Annotated in this window: 20 protein-coding genes and 1 tRNA gene; 4 read left to right on the forward strand and 17 right to left on the reverse strand. The window is 55.8% G+C overall.

Annotation, left to right across the window (positions count from 1 at the left end; translation table 11 throughout):
• Window positions 1-125 precede the first annotated feature (125 nt).
• Window positions 126-1,058, forward strand: coding sequence for a sugar kinase (locus tag E5C26_RS23830; RefSeq protein ID WP_135318463.1), 933 nt, complete (start codon window positions 126-128; stop codon window positions 1,056-1,058).
• Between the two features lie 233 nt (window positions 1,059-1,291).
• Here the strand turns inward: E5C26_RS23830 and ilvC are convergent, their stop codons facing one another.
• On the reverse strand, window positions 1,292-2,767 hold the full coding sequence (gene ilvC / locus E5C26_RS23835) for a ketol-acid reductoisomerase (RefSeq protein WP_135318464.1): 1,476 nt from the start codon (window positions 2,765-2,767) through the stop codon (window positions 1,292-1,294).
• A gap of 179 nt (window positions 2,768-2,946) precedes the next feature.
• Here ilvC and ilvY point away from each other — a divergent pair, with 179 nt between their 5' ends.
• Window positions 2,947-3,828, forward strand: coding sequence for an HTH-type transcriptional activator IlvY (gene ilvY / locus E5C26_RS23840; protein WP_135318465.1), 882 nt, complete (start codon window positions 2,947-2,949; stop codon window positions 3,826-3,828).
• Between the two features lie 206 nt (window positions 3,829-4,034).
• Here the strand turns inward: ilvY and E5C26_RS23845 are convergent, their stop codons facing one another.
• The 10 genes from E5C26_RS23845 to E5C26_RS23890 form a co-directional block, all read right to left on the reverse strand.
• Window positions 4,035-4,736: a DUF2461 domain-containing protein gene (locus E5C26_RS23845; protein WP_135318466.1), complete on the reverse strand. Its 702-nt coding sequence runs from the start codon at window positions 4,734-4,736 to the stop codon at window positions 4,035-4,037.
• Window positions 4,737-4,758: 22 nt separating this feature from the next.
• A complete protein-coding gene (locus tag E5C26_RS23850; RefSeq protein ID WP_135318467.1) occupies window positions 4,759-5,337 on the reverse strand; it encodes a hypothetical protein in 579 nt (192 codons plus the stop codon).
• Entirely contained in the window at window positions 5,337-6,332 is a 996-nt protein-coding gene (locus tag E5C26_RS23855; RefSeq protein ID WP_135318468.1) for a hypothetical protein, read from the reverse strand. The genes E5C26_RS23850 and E5C26_RS23855 overlap by 1 nt, the downstream gene beginning before the upstream one ends.
• Window positions 6,333-6,445: 113 nt before the next feature.
• On the reverse strand, window positions 6,446-7,990 hold the full coding sequence (ilvA, locus tag E5C26_RS23860; RefSeq protein ID WP_012147430.1) for a threonine ammonia-lyase, biosynthetic: 1,545 nt from the start codon (window positions 7,988-7,990) through the stop codon (window positions 6,446-6,448).
• 5 nt (window positions 7,991-7,995) lie between these two features.
• Window positions 7,996-9,846, reverse strand: a complete 1,851-nt coding sequence (ilvD, locus tag E5C26_RS23865; protein WP_135318469.1) for a dihydroxy-acid dehydratase — start codon at window positions 9,844-9,846, stop codon at window positions 7,996-7,998.
• A gap of 73 nt (window positions 9,847-9,919) precedes the next feature.
• On the reverse strand, window positions 9,920-10,846 hold the full coding sequence (locus E5C26_RS23870; protein WP_135318470.1) for a branched-chain amino acid transaminase: 927 nt from the start codon (window positions 10,844-10,846) through the stop codon (window positions 9,920-9,922).
• A gap of 22 nt (window positions 10,847-10,868) precedes the next feature.
• Window positions 10,869-11,126: an acetolactate synthase 2 small subunit gene (gene ilvM / locus E5C26_RS23875; RefSeq protein ID WP_135318471.1), complete on the reverse strand. Its 258-nt coding sequence runs from the start codon at window positions 11,124-11,126 to the stop codon at window positions 10,869-10,871.
• Window positions 11,123-12,769 (reverse strand): acetolactate synthase 2 catalytic subunit, encoded by a 1,647-nt coding sequence (gene ilvG / locus E5C26_RS23880; protein ID WP_135318472.1) that lies wholly within the window; start codon window positions 12,767-12,769, stop codon window positions 11,123-11,125. The genes ilvM and ilvG overlap by 4 nt, the downstream gene beginning before the upstream one ends.
• A gap of 142 nt (window positions 12,770-12,911) precedes the next feature.
• Entirely contained in the window at window positions 12,912-13,010 is a 99-nt protein-coding gene (ilvL, locus tag E5C26_RS23885) for an ilv operon leader peptide (protein WP_015962288.1), read from the reverse strand.
• Window positions 13,011-13,143: 133 nt separating this feature from the next.
• Window positions 13,144-14,376 carry an MFS transporter gene (locus tag E5C26_RS23890; protein ID WP_135318473.1) on the reverse strand — a complete coding sequence of 411 codons (1,233 nt, stop codon included), beginning with the start codon at window positions 14,374-14,376 and terminating at the stop codon, window positions 13,144-13,146.
• Between the two features lie 341 nt (window positions 14,377-14,717).
• Here E5C26_RS23890 and E5C26_RS23895 point away from each other — a divergent pair, with 341 nt between their 5' ends.
• On the forward strand, window positions 14,718-16,241 hold the full coding sequence (locus E5C26_RS23895) for a YifB family Mg chelatase-like AAA ATPase (protein WP_135318474.1): 1,524 nt from the start codon (window positions 14,718-14,720) through the stop codon (window positions 16,239-16,241).
• Between the two features lie 27 nt (window positions 16,242-16,268).
• Here E5C26_RS23895 and E5C26_RS23900 read toward each other — a convergent pair whose 3' ends face one another.
• A complete protein-coding gene (locus E5C26_RS23900; protein WP_085119975.1) occupies window positions 16,269-16,607 on the reverse strand; it encodes a DUF413 domain-containing protein in 339 nt (112 codons plus the stop codon).
• Window positions 16,608-16,726: 119 nt separating this feature from the next.
• Here E5C26_RS23900 and hdfR point away from each other — a divergent pair, with 119 nt between their 5' ends.
• Window positions 16,727-17,554 carry an HTH-type transcriptional regulator HdfR gene (gene hdfR / locus E5C26_RS23905; protein WP_026142584.1) on the forward strand — a complete coding sequence of 276 codons (828 nt, stop codon included), beginning with the start codon at window positions 16,727-16,729 and terminating at the stop codon, window positions 17,552-17,554.
• 4 nt (window positions 17,555-17,558) lie between these two features.
• On the opposite strand, the gene yjfF is transcribed toward hdfR, so the two are convergent.
• The 5 genes from yjfF to E5C26_RS23930 form a co-directional block, all read right to left on the reverse strand.
• Window positions 17,559-18,551, reverse strand: a complete 993-nt coding sequence (gene yjfF, locus E5C26_RS23910) for a galactofuranose ABC transporter, permease protein YjfF (protein ID WP_012147439.1) — start codon at window positions 18,549-18,551, stop codon at window positions 17,559-17,561.
• On the reverse strand, window positions 18,548-19,549 hold the full coding sequence (gene ytfT, locus E5C26_RS23915; RefSeq protein ID WP_167796696.1) for a galactofuranose ABC transporter, ATP-binding protein YtfT: 1,002 nt from the start codon (window positions 19,547-19,549) through the stop codon (window positions 18,548-18,550). Before ytfT ends, yjfF begins: the two co-directional genes overlap by 4 nt.
• Before the next feature lie 17 nt (window positions 19,550-19,566).
• The gene (gene ytfR / locus E5C26_RS23920; protein WP_135318476.1) at window positions 19,567-21,081 is read right to left on the reverse strand and encodes a galactofuranose ABC transporter, ATP-binding protein YtfR; all 1,515 of its coding nucleotides are present in this window, start codon (window positions 21,079-21,081) and stop codon (window positions 19,567-19,569) included.
• A gap of 23 nt (window positions 21,082-21,104) precedes the next feature.
• A complete protein-coding gene (gene ytfQ, locus E5C26_RS23925; protein ID WP_135318477.1) occupies window positions 21,105-22,061 on the reverse strand; it encodes a galactofuranose ABC transporter, galactofuranose-binding protein YtfQ in 957 nt (318 codons plus the stop codon).
• 320 nt (window positions 22,062-22,381) lie between these two features.
• Window positions 22,382-22,457, reverse strand: a tRNA-Trp gene (locus E5C26_RS23930).
• Window positions 22,458-22,503: the final 46 nt, after the last annotated feature.

Below are 22,503 nucleotides of genomic sequence, written 5' to 3' on the forward strand. Positions count from 1 at the left end.
CCCGATCGCGGTCATAAATAAATTAAAACGTTGTTTTATTTTCATTGACTCCCCCGCCCCTTGCATTGAGACTGGCTGTATTTCGCATCAATTCATCTTCTTCTTTCAGCCAGGGCTCGTTGACTATGACCACCCAAAATCTTGCCGTGATCGGCGAATGCATGATTGAACTGTCGCAAAAAGGCGCGGATCTGAGCCGCGGTTTTGGCGGCGATACGTTAAACACCGCCGTCTACATTGCCCGTCAGGTGGCGGAAAGCGCGCTGCAGGTGCATTACGTGACCGCACTCGGCACCGACAGTTTCAGCCAGGAAATGCTGCAGGCGTGGCAGCAGGAAAAGGTCAACACCAGTCTGATACAACGGCTGGAGAACAAGCTGCCTGGGTTATACGTGATTGAAACCGATGCCACCGGCGAACGCACCTTCTATTACTGGCGCAACGACGCTGCCGCTCGCTACTGGCTGGCTGGCCCGCAGGCGGAAAGCCTGTGCGAACAACTGGCCCAATTCGATTATCTGTACCTCAGCGGCATCAGCGTGGCGATCCTCGATGCGGCCAGCCGCAGCAAGCTGCTGGCATTGCTAAGGCAGTGTCGCGCCAACGGCGGCAAGGTGATTTTCGATAACAACTACCGGCCGCGCCTGTGGCAAAGCCGGGAAGAAACGCAGCAGGCTTACCGCGAGGTGCTGGCCTGCACCGACATTGCCTTCCTGACGCTGGATGACGAAGACCTGCTGTGGGGCAAGTTGCCGCTGGAACAGGTGGTGCAACGCACTGAGCAGCTCGGCGTGACGGAGATAGTAATTAAACGCGGCGCAGATAGCTGCCTGGTATTCAGCGCCGAAGGCAGCGAATTTGAGATCCCGGCAGTGCGTCTGCCGAAAGAAAAGGTGGTGGATACTACCGCGGCAGGCGATTCCTTCAGCGCCGGTTATTTGGCAGTGCGTTTAACCGGTGGTGATGCCGTGCAGGCGGCGCAGCGCGGTCATCTGACCGCCAGTACGGTGATCCAACACCGAGGAGCCATTATTCCACCGGAAGCGATGCCACAATAAAATGCGAAAGGCCAGCAACGAGGCTGGCCTTTTTATCGGACCCAGAATTTTGAACCCCTAAAAATTTCAAACCCTAAGTATTTCAAGTTGCAGCTAGGCGCCTAGCTCACTCATCCCCAGGTAAGAGTAGGGGCGCTGCATGCTGCGCCCGTGCCAATCGGGGCGAATGTATTCGCCCCCTACGGGTGAGTGAGTGCAGGTAACAACGCTGCGGCTTGAAAGACTCCGGGTTTTTAGCCTGCCACCGCGATACGTTTCATATCGGTCATATACCCGCGCAGCTTGCGGCCAACAGATTCGATCGGGTGATTACGTACCGCTTCGTTCACGTCACGCAGTTGCGCGTTGTCTACCGAGGTACCGGCTACAGATTTGCCCAGGTCACCCGCCTGCAGGGTGGTCATGAACTCTTTCAGCAACGGCACGGCCGCGTTGGCGAACAGGTAGTTGCCGTATTCTGCGGTATCAGAGATAACCACGTTCATTTCGTACAGACGCTTACGCGCAATGGTGTTGGCGATCAGCGGCAGCTCGTGCAGTGATTCGTAGTAAGCGGATTCTTCGATGATGCCCGCATCAACCATGGTTTCGAATGCCAGCTCAACACCGGCTTTCACCATCGCGACCATCAGAACGCCATGGTCAAAGTATTCCTGCTCGCTGATTTTACCTTCGAACTGTGGCGCATTCTCGAAGGCCGATTTGCCGGTCTCTTCACGCCAGTTCAGCAGTTTCACGTCGTCTTCTGCCCAGTCGGCCATCATACCGCTGGAGAATGCGCCGGAGATGATGTCGTCCATGTGTTTCTGGAACAGCGGTGCCATGATCTCTTTCAACTGCTCGGACAGCGCATAAGCACGCAGCTTGGCCGGGTTGGACAGGCGATCCATCATCAGGGTAATACCGCCCTGCTTCAGCGCTTCGGTGATGGTTTCCCAACCGAACTGGATCAGTTTTTCTGCATAAGCCTTGTCGGTACCTTCAGCAACCAGCTTGTCGAAGCACAGCAGCGAACCCGCCTGCAACATGCCACACAGAATGGTCTGCTCACCCATCAGGTCAGATTTCACTTCGGCAACGAAGGAAGATTCCAGTACGCCCGCACGGTGGCCGCCGGTCGCTGCTGCCCAGGCCTTGGCAATCGCCATGCCTTCGCCTTTCGGATCGTTTTCCGGGTGAACCGCAATCAGGGTCGGTACGCCAAAACCACGTTTGTATTCTTCACGCACTTCGGTGCCCGGACATTTTGGCGCAACCATCACTACGGTGATGTCTTTACGTACCTGCTCGCCCACTTCTACGATGTTGAAACCGTGGGAGTAGCCCAGCGCCGCGCCGTCTTTCATCAGCGGCTGTACGGCACGAACGACCGAGGTGTGCTGCTTGTCCGGCGTCAGGTTAACCACCAGATCTGCCTGTGGGATCAAATCTTCGTAAGTCCCTACCTTGAAGCCGTTTTCGGTTGCTTTGCGCCATGAAGGGCGTTTTTCGTCGATGGCTTCCTTACGCAGGGCATAGGCCACGTCCAGACCCGAGTCACGCATGTTCAGACCCTGGTTCAGGCCCTGCGCACCACAGCCGACAATCACCACTTTCTTGCCTTTCAGGTAGCCGGCTTCATCAGCAAATTCGTCACGAGCCATAAAGCGACACTTGCCCAATTGCGCCAACTGCTGACGCAGGTTCAAGGTGTTGAAATAGTTAGCCATGGTGGTGCTCCAGTTAGATGTTGTGTCGACTATGGGTATCGATGTTATTTTCATTCCCCGCCCTGTCTGTGCGGAGATTCGTTAAACTCAATGTATAACAGGAAACGCGTTGCTTAAATTGATATATTACGAATGTGATATTGCAATTTATGCAACACTCTTGCTGCGAGCGTACTGATATGGATTTGCGTGATTTAAAGCTGTTCCTCCATCTGGCTGAAAGCCATCACTTTGGCCGCACCGCCAAGGCGATGCACGTCAGTCCTTCGACGCTGTCCCGCCAGATCCAACGGCTGGAAGAGATCCTCGGGCAACCGCTGTTTTTGCGCGATAACCGCACCGTGCAGCTCACCGATGCCGGTGAACAGTTAAAAGATTTTGCCCAGCAGACACTGCTGCAATACCAACAGCTGAAACATTCACTGGGTCAACATGGCCCTTCGCTGAGCGGCGAATTACGGCTGTTTTGCTCGGTTACCGCCGCCTACAGCCATCTGCCGCCGATCCTCGATCGCTTCCGCGCGCAGCATCCGCTGGTAGAAATAAAACTGACCACCGGTGACGCCGCCGATGCGGTCGATAAAGTGCAGTCCAACGAAGCCGATCTCGGCATTGCCGGTCGCCCCGAAACCCTGCCCACCAGCGTGGCGTTCACTAAAATTGGCGAAATCCCGCTGGTGCTGATTGCTCCGGCGCTGCCTTGCGCGGTACGCAGCCAGGCATTTGCCGAACAGCCCGACTGGGCCAATATTCCGTTTATCCTGCCGGAGCACGGCCCGTCGCGAAAACGCATCGAACTGTGGTTCCGTCGCCAGCGCATCGCCAATCCGCTGATTTACGCCACCGTTGGCGGCCACGAGGCCATTGTTTCAATGGTGGCGCTGGGCTGCGGCATCGCGCTGATCCCCGGCGTGGTGGTAGAAAACAGCCCTGAACCGGTGCGTAATCGTATTTCGCAACTGGAGAATATCTCCATGGTCGAGCCGTTCGAACTGGGGGTCTGCGTGCAGAAAAAACGCCTCAGCGATCCGCTGATCGACGCTTTCTGGCGCCTGCTTTGAACGATCGTTGATTCGCTATCACTTGATAAATAAAGATAAAAATATCCTATGGATTTCAAGTTACAGCTAGGCGCCAAGCTCGTTCATCCCCAGGTAAGAGTAGGGGCGCTGCATGCTGCGCCCGTGTCAATCGGGGCGAATATATTCGCCCCCTACGGGTGAGCGAGTGCAGGTAACAACGCTGTGGCTTGAAAGACGACGGGTATTCATAAATCTGCCGGGTCTACCTGCTTCATCGCCTCTACCTGCATCAGCCAATGGTAGAGCGGCTCCAGCTGCAGGAAGCCTTGCGCCAGTGTCTGTACCAAACCGGCATTGAACAGCTTTTCCACCTGACTGTCGGTTGCCATCACGGCAAAGGACTTGCGGTTGTACCAGGTGGCAATTTCTGCCGCCTGCTCTTTCACTAACGGCCGCTTGTAGCTTTCACCCACCAGCTCGAACGGTGGCCGGCAGCAGGCCGCGACCTCTAAAAAGGGCTGCGGTCGGCGTTGCAGCGTGTGGCGAAACAGATCCATGGTCTGTTTGTTGGCGCTGTAATAACCCAGCCCGTAGCGCAACATGTCCGGCCCCAGTTCGAAGAAGTAGACCGGCGCATCCTTCCAGTCTTTGCTCGGTCGTTTGAACGTCAGCCACATCCGGCTGCGGTAGCGCGATTTGTCGTGGGAAAAACGTGTGTCGCGATGAATGCGCGACAGTGTTTTACCGATCGCCGGCCGGATCTCGAACAGCGGATCGATCGCCAACATCGCCGGGCTCAGTTCGGTAACCAACGTACGGAACGGCGTCAGCAGCTCACGATCGTAAACGTCACGGTTGGTCTCAAACCATTCCTTGTCGTTCTCGATGCGTACCTGCTGAAGAAAATTCAGGCCCTGCTGGCTAAAGCCGTTAAATTGCTGCGTCATATTGCTTCCCGTAACAAGCTTTCTATCGGGGATTATGCATGGCTTCCATCTGCCAACGGCGCTTTAGAAAAACGCGCCGGCGCGTCCTGAAATAGGCAACATACAGATAAAACACCGTCCGGTTACTGAAAATAATTCCACCAATACAGGCACACAGCAACATCAGGCCATTGGCAATACCGGTGATGTTTGCTGTCCAGGCCACGACTGCGCCAACCAAAAACGCGACCAGCATGCCAAGATAATATTTCAGCAATACCACCCCTGTGTTTTTACCCTGAACCAGGTGAAACAGGATCAGCGTCATCCACAGGGCCATAATGGCACCACTGCCTAATAATGTGACAGCAGAGGCACTGCCGGTTATGGCAAGGGCCATATCGGCCAATAACCCCATGGTTCCCGCCAACCCCAGCGTAAGACAAATCAGCAGCAACATGACATTGCCCACGCCCGGCGGCGACAAACGCTGCCCCGGCGTCAAAAAATGTTGCTCAAGTTGCGCATCCACGCCGGCATAGACCGTCGGATCCCGCTGCAGGATTTGCTGTTCCATTTCTCGCCCTTGAGATATCAGGCGGTTAATCATCCAGTCCGACATTACCTCACCATCTGCGGTAATTTTTGCATGATCCCAACAAAATATTGCCCCGTTTCCTTCACATTCGCGGGCGAGGACAAAGTGCCGCTGATACCGCTGCCCACAAAGGCCATAGAGTTATTCAGTGCCGACCGCAATTGCTGTCGAAGTCCGTTCTGAAGGGCCTGTGTTGGATAGCGCTTCGGGTATAAGCCGGCATTAACCATCTGTTTTAACACTTGATTGGAAATACCCGGATTCTCCGCCCTTATGATACTCTCAGTGAGTCTTTTCCTTTCACTTCGGGGCATGCTTTTTAGCCACTCCGTCGCCTTACGCGATGAAACTCTTCGCATGGCACGATAAGTCATGGCCGCTTCTTTCAATGCTGCCCCAGCGCTAGCCAAAGAGATCACATCCAGAATGGTGCTGGTGGCGACATACCATTGCTCTGAATCTAACTGCGCAAGCTCATCACCTTTTCCATCATAAAGCTTATTCACGCGATACAAGCCATTACCACACTGTAAGGCACTGGCAGCCATGCCGGCATAACCTAAATAGGCGATGGCCGAACTGGTGCCACCGGTAAAGGGTACCGCAACACTCCCCGATGCCAGTAAAAAAACGGAGACCAACAGTGTGCCGCAAGATAGCGCTGCCGAAGCCAGTTCTTTGCCGACGCTCGGTTTTGTCAAAGCCTCAGATAAAGTATTGGTCGCCGCGGTACGTGAAGTATGCGCAACGGTTTTGGTGATCACCACATGGGTGACCTGTGAGGACGTTGAGTAACCGGTATGTTTGGTCGGCCTGACCAAATACGAATTTTGGCCGTCTGAAAAAATAATCCCCACCCCATGAAAAGCGATACTGCAATCCAGGGAGTCTTGCAGGGCTTGTAAATCAATATCCCGATACATTGCCTGCACATTGCCGTTACCGAGCATTCGGGCGAACTCGGCACTGGTTAATTGATCTTCGGGAGAACCAAATGGCGAAGAAAAAGCCGTTGTCATTGTCGCGCATCCCTATACGTCAAAAGTCTTGGCAGTATAAAAATGCACAACAAAATCACAACCACGCAACCCATAAACTGGCTTATAGGTCACGATTACTTATGTATTTCTTATCAACCCTGCAAAAAGAAGCGGAACGCCGGGTTGTCGGTTTCATCGTGGCAGTCATAGCCCAGCGCCTGCAGGTGCTGCTCAAACTCGGGTTCGGTCTGCGACAGCTCAAAACCTGCCAGCACGCGGCCAAAATCGGTGCCGTGGCTGCGGTAGTGGAACAGTGAAATATTCCAATGGGTGCCCAACGTCTGCAAGAACTTCAGCAGCGCGCCCGGCGACTCCGGAAATTCAAAGCTGTACAGACGCTCGCGCAACGGCTTCGAAGGACGCCCCCCGACCATATAACGCACGTGCAGCTTGGCCATTTCATCGTCGGACAAGTCCACCACCTGATAACCATCGGCCTGCAGTTCATCGATGATTTCCAGACGTTCGGCATGGCCCCGCGTCAGGCGGACACCGACGAAAATACAGGCGTTATCGGCATCGGCGTAACGGTAGTTGAACTCGGTAACCGAGCGCCCGCCCAGCAGTTGGCAAAACTTCAGGAAGCTGCCTTTCTGCTCTGGAATGGTGACTGCCAACAGGGCTTCGCGTTGTTCACCCAGTTCGCAGCGTTCCGACACATAACGCAAACCGTGGAAGTTCAGGTTGGCGCCGGACAACACGTGCGCCAGACGCTCACCCTGGATGTTGTGCTGCTGCACATACTTTTTCAGCCCGGCCAGCGCCAGTGCACCGGACGGCTCGGCAATGGCACGCACGTCTTCAAACAGGTCCTTGACCGCTGCGCAGATGGCGTCGCTGTCGACGGTGATCACGTCGTCCAGGTATTCCCGACACAGGCGGAAGGTTTCGTCACCGATGCGCTTTACCGCCACGCCTTCGGCAAACAGACCAACACGGGCCAGATCCACCGGATGTCCGGCATCCAGCGCCGCGCGCAGGCAGGCGGAGTCTTCCGCCTCCACGCCGATCACTTTAATCTGCGGCATCAGTTGCTTGATCAATACCGCCACCCCCGCCGCCAGACCGCCACCGCCAACCGGTACAAACACCCGATCGAGATGCGCGTCCTGCTGCAGCAGTTCCATCGCCAATGTGCCCTGCCCGGCGATCACCGTTGGGTGGTCAAACGGCGGCACAAAGGTCATGCCCTGCTTAAGTGAAAGCTCTATCGCTCTGGCCTTGGCTTCATCAAAGTTGGCGCCATGCAACAGCACTTCGCCACCAAAGCCGCGTACCGCATCCACTTTGATGTCTGCGGTGGTCACCGGCATCACGATCAGCGTTTTGATCCCCAGCCGTTTGCCGGAATAGGCCACGCCCTGCGCATGGTTGCCGGCCGAAGCCGTCACCACGCCGCGCGCCTTTTGCTCTTCGTTCAGGCTGGCGATCATCGCGTAGGCCCCACGCAGCTTGAAGCTGTGCACGGGCTGACGATCTTCGCGCTTCACCAAAATAGTATTGCCGAGGCGCGAAGAGATTTTGCTCATGGTCTGCAACGGGGTGACCTGAGCCACCTCGTAAACCGGCGAGCGAAGCACCGCTCGCAAATACTCCGCGCCACAGGGGGCGTCGGGTAGGGGTTGCGATACCGCCATGGTGTTTAGCCTCCCAGCTTGCTCTTGTCGCGTACTGCGCCTTTGTCCGCGCTGGTCGCCAGTGTGGCGTAGGCACGCAGAGCGAAGGACACCTGGCGCTCACGATTTTTCGGAGTCCAGGCCTGATCGCCACGCGCCAGTTCAACTTCGCGGCGTGCCGCCAGTTCGCTGTCGCTGACATCCAGCACCATGCTGCGTTTTGGAATATCGATGTCGATCATGTCGCCGTCTTCGATCAGCGCAATCAGGCCGCCGCTGCCCGCTTCCGGAGAAACGTGGCCGATAGACAGACCAGAAGTCCCGCCGGAGAAACGACCGTCGGTGATCAGCGCGCAGGCTTTACCCAGGCCCATGGATTTCAGGTAGGTGGTTGGATAAAGCATTTCCTGCATGCCCGGTCCGCCCTTCGGCCCTTCATAGCGGATCACTACCACATCGCCGGCAACCACTTTGCCGCCGAGGATCGCTTCTACCGCGGTGTCCTGGCTTTCATACACTTTGGCCGGGCCGCGGAAGGTCAGGTTGTCCTTGTCCACACCGGCGGTTTTCACAATGCTGCCGTCCAGTGCCATGTTGCCGTACAACACGGCCAGGCCACCGTCCAGGCTGAAGGCATTTTCCAGCGAACGGATACAGCCTTCTGCGCGATCATCGTCCAGCGTATCCCAGCGGCAATCCTGCGAGAACGCCTGGGTGGTACGGATACCTGCCGGGCCGGCGCGGAACATTTTCTTCACCGCTTCGTCCTGGGTCAGCATGATGTCGTACTGGTTCAGCGTTTCCGTCAGCTTCAGGCCCAGGATGTTATCGACGTCGCGATTCATCAGACCCGCACGATCCAGCTCGCCCAGAATCGCCAGTACGCCACCGGCACGGTGTACGTCTTCCATATGGTATTTCTGGGTGCTCGGTGCCACTTTGCACAGGTGCGGTACCTTGCGTGACAGACGATCGATATCTTCCATAGTGAAATCAATTTCACCTTCCTGAGCCGCTGCCAGCAGGTGCAATACGGTGTTGGTCGAGCCGCCCATGGCGATGTCCAGCGTCATGGCGTTTTCGAACGCGGCCTTGTTGGCGATGCTGCGTGGCAGTGCGCTTTCGTCGTCCTGCTCGTAGTAGCGCTTGGTCAGCGCAACGATGCGTTTGCCGGCGTTGAGGAACAGATCCTTACGGTCAGCGTGGGTCGCCAGCAGCGAGCCGTTGCCCGGTTGGGACAGGCCCAGGGCTTCGGTCAGACAGTTCATCGAGTTGGCAGTGAACATACCGGAACAGGAGCCGCAGGTTGGACAGGCGGAACGTTCAATCTGTGCGCTGTCGGCATCGCTGACGTTCGGGTTGGCACCCTGGATCATGGCGTCGATCAGATCCAGTTTGATTATCTTGTCGGACAGCTTGGTCTTGCCGGCTTCCATCGGGCCGCCGGAAACAAAAATCACCGGAATATTCAGGCGCAGTGACGCCATCAGCATCCCTGGGGTGATCTTGTCGCAGTTGGAGATACACACCATCGCATCCGCGCAGTGGGCATTCACCATGTATTCAACCGAGTCGGCGATCAATTCGCGCGACGGCAGGGAATAGAGCATGCCGCCGTGGCCCATGGCGATACCGTCATCCACCGCAATGGTGTTGAACTCTTTGGCGACGCCGCCTGAGGCCTCGATCTGTTCTGCAACCAGTTTGCCCAAATCACGCAGATGCACATGGCCCGGAACGAACTGGGTAAATGAGTTGACCACCGCGATAATGGGTTTGCCAAAATCGTCGTCGGTCATTCCGGTCGCGCGCCATAATGCGCGGGCACCCGCCATGTTGCGGCCGTGGGTGGTGGTGGCGGAACGGTACTTAGGCATGCTCTTCACTCCAAATGTATTTATTACAGGCGGCGAACGAACCGCCTATTTATGCTTGTCTGTCGCTAATTCTTTATGGGTTTACCGGATCCAGCCAACCATACTTGTCTTCGGTCTTGCCGGTAAACAGGCCAAAGAACGCCTGTTGGATCTGTTTGGTCACCGGGCCGCATTTACCAATGCCGACCTGGATACCGTCAACGCTGCGCACCGGGGTAATTTCTGCGGCGGTACCGGACATGAACACTTCATCGGCCAGATACAGCGACTCGCGCGACAGCACTTGCTCACGCACCTCAAAGCCCATGTCTTTCGCCAGCTTGATGATGGCATCACGGGTGATACCCGGCAGCGCGGAAGAAGTAAACGGCGGGGTGAACAGCACGCCGTCTTTCACTTCAAACAGGTTTTCACCTGCGCCTTCGGAAATATAACCGTGCACATCCAGCGCGATCCCTTCCTGATAACCGTGGCGGCGTGCTTCACTGCCCACCAGCAGGGAGGAAAGATAGTTACCGCCGGCCTTGGCCGCGGTTGGGATGGTGTTTGGTGCCACACGGTGCCATGACGAAACCATCGCATCGATGCCTTGATCCAGCGCCTCTTCACCCAGGTACGCGCCCCAAGGAAACGCCGCGATAATCACGTCTGTTTTGTAACCGTCCGGCGGGTTAACCCCCATGCCGACGTCACCGACAAACACCAACGGACGAATATAAGCGCTGCCCAGATTATTTTTACGCAGCGTGGCGCGGCAGGCTTCCATCAGCTCATCAACGCTTTGCGATACCGGCATCCGGTAGATTTTTGCCGAGTCATGCAGGCGCTGCATATGCTCACGGTGACGGAACACCACCGGACCTTTATGGGAGTCGTAGCAACGGACCCCTTCAAACACCGAAGTGCCGTAGTGCAACGCATGCGACATCACGTGCACTTTGGCGTCAGCCCAAGGAACCATCTCACCATTGAACCAAATGTAATCGGCTTTCTTCGTCATTGTTGTTTATCCTTCTCGCGCGTCAGGCGCGTATTTGTTGTGATGTTTGTTGCTGGATCTCAACGCAGGAGACATCCATCAGTTTGCTCAACTGAGATGACAGTAGATCCACCGGGCGCTGGCTGGCAACGGTCAATTCAATATTAATCTTGTCGGTATTTACCGCCGAAGCCATATTCATAGCACAAACCTGAAAGCCACGGTGACGTACGACGCGCAATACGCGCTCTAACATTTCAGGGCGAAAACGGGCCTGGATCGAGAGTTGATGCTGCATCATGATATTTTCTCCAACATGGTTTCGTTACCGGCACCCGGCGGCACCAGCGGCCAGACGTTTTCAAGTTCATCAATCGACACGTGCAACATATAAGGCCCTTCGCTGTTGAATAAGGCGTCGAGCGCGTCTGCTACCTGGTCTTTACGGGTGATACGCTGGCCGGGGATGCCAAAGGCATTGGCCAACATCAGGAAATCGGGGTTATCGGAGAGATTGGTTTCGCTGTAGCGTCCGTCAAAGAACAGTTGCTGCCACTGACGAACCATTCCCAAACGCTGGTTATCCAGCAAAACGATTTTCAGCGGTAACTGTTTGCGTTTGATGGTGCCCAGTTCCTGCACGTTCATCATGAACGAACCGTCACCCGATACGCAGACCACCGTATCCTCCGGGCGGGCCATCTGGGCGCCCACAGCGGCCGGAACGCCAAAACCCATGGTGCCCAAACCGCTGGAGGTGATGAAATTCTCCGGACGTTCAAAGGTCATGTGCTGTGCGGTCCACATCTGGTGCTGGCCCACGTCGGTGGTGATCACGCTGTTGGCCGGCTTGCGCTCGGACAGCTGCTTTAACAGCAGCGGCGCGTAGATCGGCTGGCCCGGATGGTCGTAACGCCAGCTATGGCTTTCTTTCAGTTCAACCACTCGCTGCTGCCAGGCAGCGATACTCAGCGGCTGCTGCAACGCAGGTAACAAGGTTTTCAAATCGCCCTGCAGCGCTACGTGTGCCTGGCGCAACTTGCTCATTTCCGCCGGGTCGATATCCATGTGGATCACCTTGGCATGCGGGGCGAAAGCGTTCAGCTTACCGGTTACGCGATCGTCAAAACGCGCGCCAACGGCAATCAGCAAATCGCACTCCTGCACCGCCAGATTGGCGGCCTTGGTGCCGTGCATCCCCAGCATACCGAGGTAGTACGGTTGCTCAGCGTCCGGTGCGCCCAGCCCTTTCAACGTGGCTACGTTGGGTATTTGGGTCACCGCAATGAACTCACGCAGCGCCGGTACCGCCTGCGCCATACCAACACCGCCGCCGACATACAACATCGGCTTGCGCGCCTGCGCCAGCAATTCGACGGCCTGCGCCAGCTCCGCTGCCGGGTAGTGCAGTTCTTCCTCTACCGGCATCAGGTGCGGGTGTAATTCGCCGTGCGCCAGTTGGATGTCTTTCGGGATATCGATCAGCACCGGGCCAGGACGACCGCTGCTGGCGATGGCGAAGGCTTCCGCCATGATGCCCGGCAGCGCATCCAGTGATTCCACCAGGAAGCTGTGTTTGGTGCAGGCCAGAGACAGGCCGAGGACATCGATCTCCTGAAAGGCATCGGTGCCGATCAGTGCTGAACCTACCTGACCGGTGATCGCCACCAGCGGAACAGAATCCAGCAGCGCATCGGCCAGGCCGGTGATCAGGTTGGTGGCGCCGGGGCCGGAAGTGGCGATACAAACGCCCACCTTGCCGGTGGAACGGGCATAGCCAATGGCGGCCATCGCGGCGCCTTGCTCGTGGCGGCACAGCAGGTGTTCTACCCCACCGTCATACAATGCATCGTAGACCGGCATGATTGCGCCGCCCGGGTAGCCGAATACCGTATCAACTCCCTGTGCACGCAATGCTTGTACTACCCACTGAGCCCCGTTCATAGTTATTTCCCCGCCTTACTTCGACAACTGCAGGATTTTGTTCTGTTATTCATATTGTTATCCTCGTTTCACTTTTCTCTTGCCAATAAAAAACCCCCGGACCTTTCGGTGCGGGGGTTCTCTTGCGATTCCGGCTTGTTTTCTAAGCCATTCTTCGTCCAAGTGCAGCCCCGCACGGTGGGATAATAATCACCACCACGCTAATCACGACTAGGCTAATCACTTGGGCAAAGGCTTTCATAATAGGTTTGTTCACTGTGCTCGTTTCGAACTAATGCCTACAGAGGTACCATAGTCCCGCGCGGCATGACAACACTTTTTTTGCGTTATTATTCGGCGCAATCTGGTCATACCTCGTGCAAAATGCCCGGATTTCAAACGTTAGCCTGCACGCCCGGAGATTTCGCCTCTCCCGAAATCGCCTTGCCGCGCGTGTCCTTGCCCAGGAACACCAGTAGCGCAATGACAATAGCCACCGTGCCGGCGATAATCGCCATCGCCAGGCCATAATTTTGGCCATGATGTTCGGCTATGGTCGCCTGCAGCGTGGCGTTGACCGAGGCAATCAGGTTACCCAACTGGTAAACAAACCCTGGCAGCACCGCACGGGTATTGGCCGGCACCAGTTCGGTGAGATAAGTCGGTATCACGCCCCAGGCCCCCTGCACCATGAACTGCATCAGGAAGGCGCCAATCCCCAACATCAGCGAACCGCTGGAAAATGCCCACAGTGGGATCACCGGCAAGGCCAATAACGCGGCAATGATAATGGCCTTGCGGCGACCAATTTTTTCCGACAGCGAACCAAAGAAAACGCCGCCGATGATTGAAGCGATATTGTAGCTAATGGCGATGATACTGACGGTTTTAGGATCGAAACCATGCTGAACTTTCAAAAATACCGGATACATATCCTGGGTACCGTGCGAGAAGAAATTGAATGCCGCCATCAGTAACACCAGATAGCCGCACAGCTTCCAGTGACTTTTCAATACCGGCAGCAGGGCACTGCTTTCCTTGCGTTCACGCGCCGCCAACCACACCGGCGATTCCTGCACGCAGTAGTAAATAAACGGCAACAGTAAAATCGGTGCTGCGCCGATCACGAACATCCCACGCCAGCCAATCACCTCAAACAGCAGGCCATACACCACCGCCGCCAACAGATATCCAAAGGGGTAACCGGCCTGGAAAATACCCGACATCAGGCCACGCGAGCGGTCCGGAATGGTTTCCAGCGCCAGCGACGAGGCTACGCCCCAGATCCCCCCCATCGCCACGCCGTACAACACCCGCAGTATCAGGAATACCGTCAACGACGGTGCCGCTGCGGACAACAGTTCAAAGATTGAGAAGAACACGATATTCAGCATCAAAATCGGTTTGCGGCCGTATTTTTCCGCCGCCCGGCCGAAGATCAGTGCGCCAATCGGGCGTACTGCCAACGTCAGCAGGATCGCCAACGTCACTTCTTCCATGCCGACATGGAAAGATTGCGCAATATCGCTGAGCAGAAAGACCAGCACGAAAAAATCGAAAGCATCAAGCGTCCAGCTTGAAAAGCTGGCGATGGCTGCATTGCGTTGCAGCGGAGTCCAACCAAACATAGTGTTATCCCTACTCTGGAATACGAGGTCATGAGGTTTAGCGGCTGCCGCAGCGGAAGGCGACGGCGGTCGGAGTTTGTTAACGAAGTGATTTTTATTTTGCTCAATTGTTAAATACACCCATTACCCCTCCCACTGCAACTTGGTTAGCTTGCTAATTTGTTGCAGCATTCACGTAATTGTTAAGGGGTATTGCCGTCACTTGCGCAGTGCTGCACAAAAAATCGTTATCCTTATGAAATTAATTATTTTAATTACGACTTTCCACGCAAATACTCCAAGGTTACCGCGCCCCGGCAGGGCCTTTGCCGCATCATGTTGCCTACAGCAAGGAGAGCAATATGTCACTGGCGGTTATCTATACCCGAGCCACGCTGGGCGTTCAGGCCCCTTCGGTTACGGTGGAAGTGCATATCAGCAACGGGCTACCCGGTCTGACCATGGTCGGTCTGCCGGAAACCACTGTGAAAGAAGCCCGCGATCGGGTACGCAGCGCATTGATTAATAATGGCTTCACCTTTCCTGCACGGCGCATCACCGTTAATCTGGCACCGGCCGATTTGCCCAAGGAAGGTGGGCGTTACGACCTGCCAATCGCTTTGGCGATCCTGGCCGCCTCCGAACAGTTACCGGCCGATAAGCTGGCCCGTTATGAATTCCTTGGGGAGTTGGCGTTATCCGGCGCACTACGGGGGGTCAGTGGCGCGATACCCGCCGCGCTGGCCGCAATGGATGCGGGCAGGCAGTTGATTCTGGCAGCCACCAATAGCCGGGAGGTGGGGTTGATTACCCAGAGCGAAACCCTCGTGGCAGAACACTTGCTGGAGGTGTGCGCCTTTTTACTGGGCAAAGGTGACTTGCCGATAGCCAGCGCGCCGCCGGCAACGGAGAGCACACAAGAACCTGCCGACCTGCAAGATATCCTGGGCCAGGAACAGGCGAAGCGGGCGCTGGAGATCGCCGCCGCCGGGGGCCACAACCTGCTGCTGGTCGGCCCACCGGGAACCGGGAAAACCATGCTGGCCAGCCGTTTGACTGGCCTGCTGCCCCCGCTGACCGAAAGGGAGGCACTGGAAAGCATCAGCGTCGCCAGCCTGCTGCATCACCCTGCCCAAGCGCTGCCATGGCGACAGCGACCGTTTCGCGCACCGCATCACAGTGCCTCGATGGCCGCGCTGGTTGGCGGCGGCTCGCTGCCGCGGCCGGGTGAAATTTCCATGGCGCACAATGGCGTGCTGTTTCTTGATGAGTTGCCTGAATTTGGAAGGCGAGTGCTGGATGCTCTGCGTGAACCGCTGGAGTCCGGCGAAATAGTCATTTCTCGCGCTACGGCCAAAGTCTGCTTTCCGGCCAGAGTGCAGCTGATCGCCGCCATGAACCCCAGCCCCACCGGGCATTATCAGGGCATGCATAACCGCGCGTCCCCACAACAGGTTCTGCGCTACCTCGGGCGGCTTTCAGGGCCGTTTCTCGATCGCTTCGATTTATCGATTGAGGTACCCCTGCTGCCACCGGGCGTGCTGAGCAAACGGCGTATCACCAGTGAAAGTAGTATCCAGGTAAGGGAGCGTGTGCTGCTGGCACGCGAAAGGCAGCTCAACCGTTCAGGGAAGATCAACGCCCTGCTGAATAACCACGAGGTAGAGCGTGATTGCGCATTGAGCGAGGCGGATGCAGATTTTCTTGAGACGACGTTAAATCGATTGGGATTATCGGTTCGCGCCTGGCAGCGGATTTTAAAAGTGGCCCGCACACTGGCGGATTTGGCGGGAGATCGGGATATTGATAAGCGCCATTTGAGCGAAGCGCTTGGCTATCGCAGTATGGATCGCCTGTTGCTACAGCTGCACCGCAGCCTGGAATAAAAATGGGGCCCAAAGGCCCCATCGTTATCAATCGTCGCTGTCGGTGTAATCTTCCACCGCGTCAGCCTGCGGCTTGCCGCCGGACAGGGTATGGAATTTTTTCGGGCGGCGTGTGCGCACCAGATATTTAGCCCATACTTTTTCCTGCTCGGTAACCGGCTCACGCTCACCGTGGCACACTGCGACGAACAACTGTTCTTCTTCAGTGACCGGCTGACGTTTGCCCGCGTCCAGCTCATTGAACGCATACCCGAAACGCTCTAGCAATTGCGCTTCTTTAATGGTGAAATCGCCGTGACGGGAGAACCCGCGAGGATAATGTTTATTATCAAAAAAACGATTGGTCGTGGTGAAGCTATCCGCCATCTGACACGCTCCTAATTCTCTCATGGCCGTGCTGTTTATGGCGCGGAGTATTAGATAGGCTTGACATTGTGTAAAACAAAACATTTAAATCTTAACGATAAAAATTTCTGGAGATGGGTGTGGATACCGAATTACTGAAAACCTTTTTGGAGGTCAGTAGAACGCGTCACTTTGGCCGAGCCGCAGAATCCCTGTACTTAACGCAGTCTGCCGTTAGTTTCCGTATCCGCCAGTTAGAAACCCAATTGGGCGCGAATTTATTCACCCGTCATCGTAACAATATCCGTCTGACGCCAGCAGGGGAGCGGCTTCTGCCCTATGCTGAGAGCCTGATGACGACCTGGCAATTGGCGAAAAAAGAGGTGGTGCGTTCGCTGCAACATACTGAACTGTCCATCGGCGCCACCGCGTCATTGTGGGAAGCTTATCTGACCCCGTGGCTGCAATCCTTGTATCAACAACGAGAGGCATTACAGCTGGAAGCCAGGGTGGCGTTACGGCACTCTTTGGTAAAACAGCTGCATGAAAGACAGCTCGATTTGCTCATCACCACCGAACCGCCAAAGATGGATGAACTGGCCAGTCAGCTATTGGGCAATTTCTCGTTGCGGCTGTTCTCCTCCACCCTGCGTGATAAACATGCGCCGATGCCGTATATCAAGCTGGAATGGGGTGCGGATTTTCATCAGCAGGAGAGCCGTATGCTGGAGGGGGATAACCTGCCGGTGCTCACCACCACCTCAGCACACCTGACCCGACAACTGTTGGAAACCACGGGCGGTTGCGCCTTCCTGCCCAGCCAATGGGAGAAGGACTACCCGCAGTTGGCCGCCATTGCCGACATCCCGCCAATAATCCGTCCGCTGTATGCCGTTTGGCTGCAAAATAGCGACCAACAGCCGCTGATCCGGCAACTGTTGAAAATACCTTTAAATACTACGGCATAAGGCCTTATAACGGCGTCAAGCGAGGATGCCGGGGTTTGGTTCGTCTACCGAGCCAAAACGCGCTCATCGCCTTCTGAAGGCCGATAAAGCCGAACAAAAGAATGCCGATGACAATTTTGGTCCACCAGGAGCTGAGCGTGCCGTCGAAAGTGATGTAACTCTGTATCAGCCCCTGGATCAGCACGCCGAACAGCGTGCCCAATACGGTGCCAACCCCACCGGTCAACAAGGTGCCACCAATCACTACCGCAGCAATGGCATCCAGCTCTACCCCGCTGGCCGCCAACGCGTAGCCCGCAGAGGTATACAGCGAGAAAATAATCCCGGACAACGCAGCCAGCGTGCCTGAGAGCATATAAATCAGCACCGTGGTCCGTTGCACGGGTACGCCCATCAGCGCCGCAGACACCCGATTACCGCCGATGGCGTAGACGTTGTGACCAAATCGGGTGCGGTGCGCCAACACTATGCCGACCGCCACCACCATTAGCATCACCAACGCCAACAGCGTGAAACGGCCGCCGCCCGGCAGTTTCCAGGCGTAGTTCGCCAGCGTCGCGTACAAAGGGTGATCGATGGGAATCGACTCTTCCGAGACGATAAAACTCATGCCCCGCACGAAGAACATTCCGGCCAGCGTGATGATAAACGCCGGCAGCTTCAATACATCGATGATCCAGCCCATCAGTGCGCCAAACGACGCCCCCATCAGCAGCGCAATAACAAACGCATAACCCGGAGCAATACCGTAGGTGCCGATCAATTTTGCCAACAGCACCCCGGTGAAGGCGATCACCGAGCCGACCGACAGATCAATACCGCCGGAAAGGATCACAAACGTCATGCCTACCGCGACGATGCCAAGAAAGGCGTTGTCGGTCAGCAAGTCACACCACACCCGCGTTGAGGCAAAGCTGGGAAACTGAGTAAGGCAAAAACCATAGCCCAGGAGGAACACCAGGACCGTCATCAACAGAGGCAGATTGCGCTTGATCATGGCCTTTTTCTCCTAAGCAGTTGGCGCAAGGAAACGCTGGGTGATTGCACCATCAGCACCGCCAGCACCACGATCGCTTTCAGCACCAGATTAAACTCCGGCCGATAGCCGGAGAGCAGAATACCGGTATTCATCCCCTGAATAATTAATGCCCCCACCACCGACAACAGCAGGTTAAAACGTCCCCCCAGTAATGAACCGCCGCCGATCACCACCGCCAGGATCGCATCCAACTCCAGCCACAGCCCGGCATTGTTGGCGTCTGCACCCCGGATATCCGCCGTGACGATTATCCCGGCCACCGCAGCACAGAGCCCGCAGATCACATATACCGCCATCACCACCCAGCGCGTACTGACCCCCGCATTGCGGGCCGAGCGCAGATTGATACCCACAGCTTCGATAAACAGCCCCAGCGCCGTTTTACGCGTCAGCAGCCAGATCAACAGCAGCATCACTGCGGCAATGATCGCCGGCAGTGGCAAATACATCAGCGCACCGCTACCAAGCCACGCCAGCCCTTCCCGCTCAAAGGTGACGATTTGTCCTTCGGTGATCAGTTGTGCAATGCCACGACCAGCCACCATCAGCATCAGCGTGGCGACAATCGGTTGTATCTGCAGTACCGCCACCAGAAAGCCGTTCCACAGGCCACACAGCGCTCCGGCCGCCAAAGCAGCCGCCAGCACGTAACCCAGCGGATAACCGGCGCTGGTCAAGGTTGCCGCCGTGGCACCGGCTATCGCCATCACCGCCCCCACGGAAAGGTCGATACCCCCGGTGGCGATCACTAACGTCATGCCCAATGCCAATAACGCTACCGGCGCGCCACGGTTAACGATGTCGATCACACTGCCAAACAGTCGGCCGTCCTGAATGTGGATGGAAAAGAAATTCGGGGCGACCAGGCTGTCGATCAACAAAATCACCGCCAGCGCCCCCAGTTGCGTTGCCCCAGCGGGAAGCACCCATCTGACTTTGCGTGGCCCACCGGACATGGAAAAACTCCTGAGGTTCATTCAACCCCCTGTTGCGCGGCAATCGCCTGCATGATTGCAGGCACCGTAATGGCGTCATGTTCAAGCTGCGCCACGTGCTTTCTGTCGCGTAGCACCAAGATACGATCGGCATAGCCCGCCAGTTCTTCCAGTTCGGAAGAAATCACCAGCAGCGCCAGCCCTTCGTCACAGAGTTTTTCAATTAAACGAATGATTTCAGCATGTGCGCCAACGTCTATTCCGCGCGTCGGTTCATCCAGGATCAAAAAACGCGGTTTGGTCGCTAACCAGCGGGACAACAACACTTTCTGCTGATTGCCACCGGACAGATATTGGATCTGCTGTTCCGGCCCCGGAGTACGGATGCCCATCAGCTGGATATAACTCTCGGCAATGCGGGTTTGTTCCCGCAACGATAACGGTTTTAACCAACCGCGTTGCGCCTGCAGAGCCAGAATGATGTTTTCCCGCACCGTTGCAGCGCCGACAATCCCGTCGGTTTTACGGTCCTCAGGGCAATAGCCGAAACCTAGACTGGCTGCTTTACGAGGCGTACGGATGTTCACCGTACGTCCCTCAACTTTCGCACTGCCGCTATCACGCGGTTTGATGCCGAATATCAACTGGGCCGTTTCCGTGCGCCCCGATCCCAGCAAGCCGGCCAGGCCAACTATCTCACCAGGACGTATTTGCAGATCGAAGGGTTCAACCATACCGCGCCGCCCGTAGCCACTGAATTCAACCAGATATGGCGCCTCAGTTAGTCCGTGCTCACCACGTTTGAGCAGCGACTCGTCAAACGCGTGGCCAAGCATCATCTGTACCAATTCCAGACGCGGTAAATCAGCGGTTATCTTGGTCCCCACTAACTTACCGTTGCGCAGTACGGTGATGCGATCGCAAATGCGGTAAACCTGATCGAGGAAGTGGGTGACAAAGATCATCCCCATACCCTGAGTACGGAGCTGGCTGAGAATACCCAGCAACATGCTGACTTCTTTAGCATCCAGACTGGCGGTTGGCTCATCCAGGATCAGGACTTTGGCTGACAGGTCGACCGCCCGCGCGATAGCGATAATCTGCTGGATCGCAATCGAGTAATTCCCCAACGGTTGGCTGACATCCAACTGTAATCCATACCCCAATAAAAGCTGTTGGGCCTGGCTCAGCAGCTTTTTTTGATCAACCAGACCAAACCGCGTGGGCTCTCGACCAATGAAAAGATTGGCCGCCACCGAGATGTTCGGCAGCAGGTTAACCTCCTGATAAACCGTGCCAATCCCCAGCACCTGGGCCTGCGCGGTGCTTTGTGGGGCAATGGCGCGCCCCTCCAGCAGTATTTCACCGGCGGAACGCTGATAGACCCCGGTTAATGCTTTGATTAACGTGGATTTTCCCGCGCCATTCTCACCCAGCAACGCCATGATCTCTCCGCGCTGTAACGTGATATCAACCTGCTCCAGCGCTTTGACGCCGGGAAACTCAACGGATAATCCCTTAATCGCCAATAACGTGGTCTGAGATGTGGCCATCTTCTGTCCCGCCGGTAAGTGGATTAATAACCCATGCTTTTCTTCAGCTCGAATTCCTGTTTCGCGGTATCTGGCTGCAACAGTTTCGATTCGGTCTGGATAAACTTCGGCGGTTGGGTACCCTCCTTCTTCATCGCCAGCAGCGCATCAAACGCCGGGCCAGCCATATTCGGCGTCAATTCGACCGAGGCATTGGCTTCACCATTCATCATTGCTTTGAATATGTCAGGCACACCGTCGATAGAGACGATTTTGATTTGTGAACCCGGTTTTAAACCCGCCTCTTTGATTGCCTGAATAGCGCCGATTGCCATATCGTCGTTATGCGCATACACGGCACAGATATTTTTACCGTTCTGCTCAGCCTTGATAAAACTCTCCATCACCTCTTTGCCCTTGCTGCGGGTAAAATCGCCGGATTGCGAGCGGATGATTTTAACGTTAGCAGCATTGGCTATGCCGTCGGCAAAGCCTTTCTTGCGGTTGATAGCGACGCTGGCCCCCACGGTTCCCTGCAGTTCCACCACGTTACAGGGTTTGCCGGCGACCTCTTTCACCAGCCACTCTCCTGCGACTTTACCTTCGTGCACACTGTCGGACGCCACGGCTGCGGTATAAAGCGAGGGATCGTTCACTTCAATCATTCGGTCGAGCAGGAATACCGGGATCTTGGCCTCTTTGGCCTCTTGCAGTACCGGAGTCCATCCGGTGGCGACTACCGGCGCAATGAAAATGGCATCAACACCCTGGGCGATGAAGGATCTGACCGCTTTGATCTGGTTTTCCTGTTTTTGCTGCGCATCGGCGATTTTTAACGTAATACCGCGTTTTTCCGCTTCCTGTTTCGACACCTTGGTTTCGGCAGAACGCCAGCCCGATTCCGAACCAATCTGAGAAAAACCGACGACCAGCGGTGCCGCCTGTACCGTACTTATCAATGCGCCAGTGATGGCAGCCGCTAACAGCAGACGTTTAATCATGTTTGTGTTCTCCCCGCACTGCCCAGGCATCAGGCGGCCTCAGGCAGTGGTAACTGTTGTTGTGTATGCTGCATATTTTTCTGGTGAAGTGGGTATCCAAAGACCCGGACACCCATTAGGTGTAGTCGAAAATCAGGCAGGAATAATGAGCGGCATCACATCACGGGAGAACAACCATTTTGTACATGGATCCAGCTAAAAATGTCTAAATTGGAAGCAGTTTTGGTAGGGTTTTTAAGCAATTTATCAGAGGAATAGCGAGGATTTTGGAAAAGCAGAAAGCAAAAAAAACCCTTCGCTTTCGCAAAGGGTTTCTAATATGGCAGGGGCGGAGAGACTCGAACTCGCGACACCCGGTTTTGGAGACCGGTGCTCTACCAACTGAGCTACGCCCCTAAATCATGCTTAACATTATGCCTGCTAAAGTTAGCAGGCATAATTT

This window comes from Serratia proteamaculans, assembly GCF_004684015.1.
In the GTDB taxonomy this organism is placed as follows: Bacteria; Pseudomonadota; Gammaproteobacteria; order Enterobacterales; family Enterobacteriaceae; genus Serratia; species Serratia proteamaculans_F.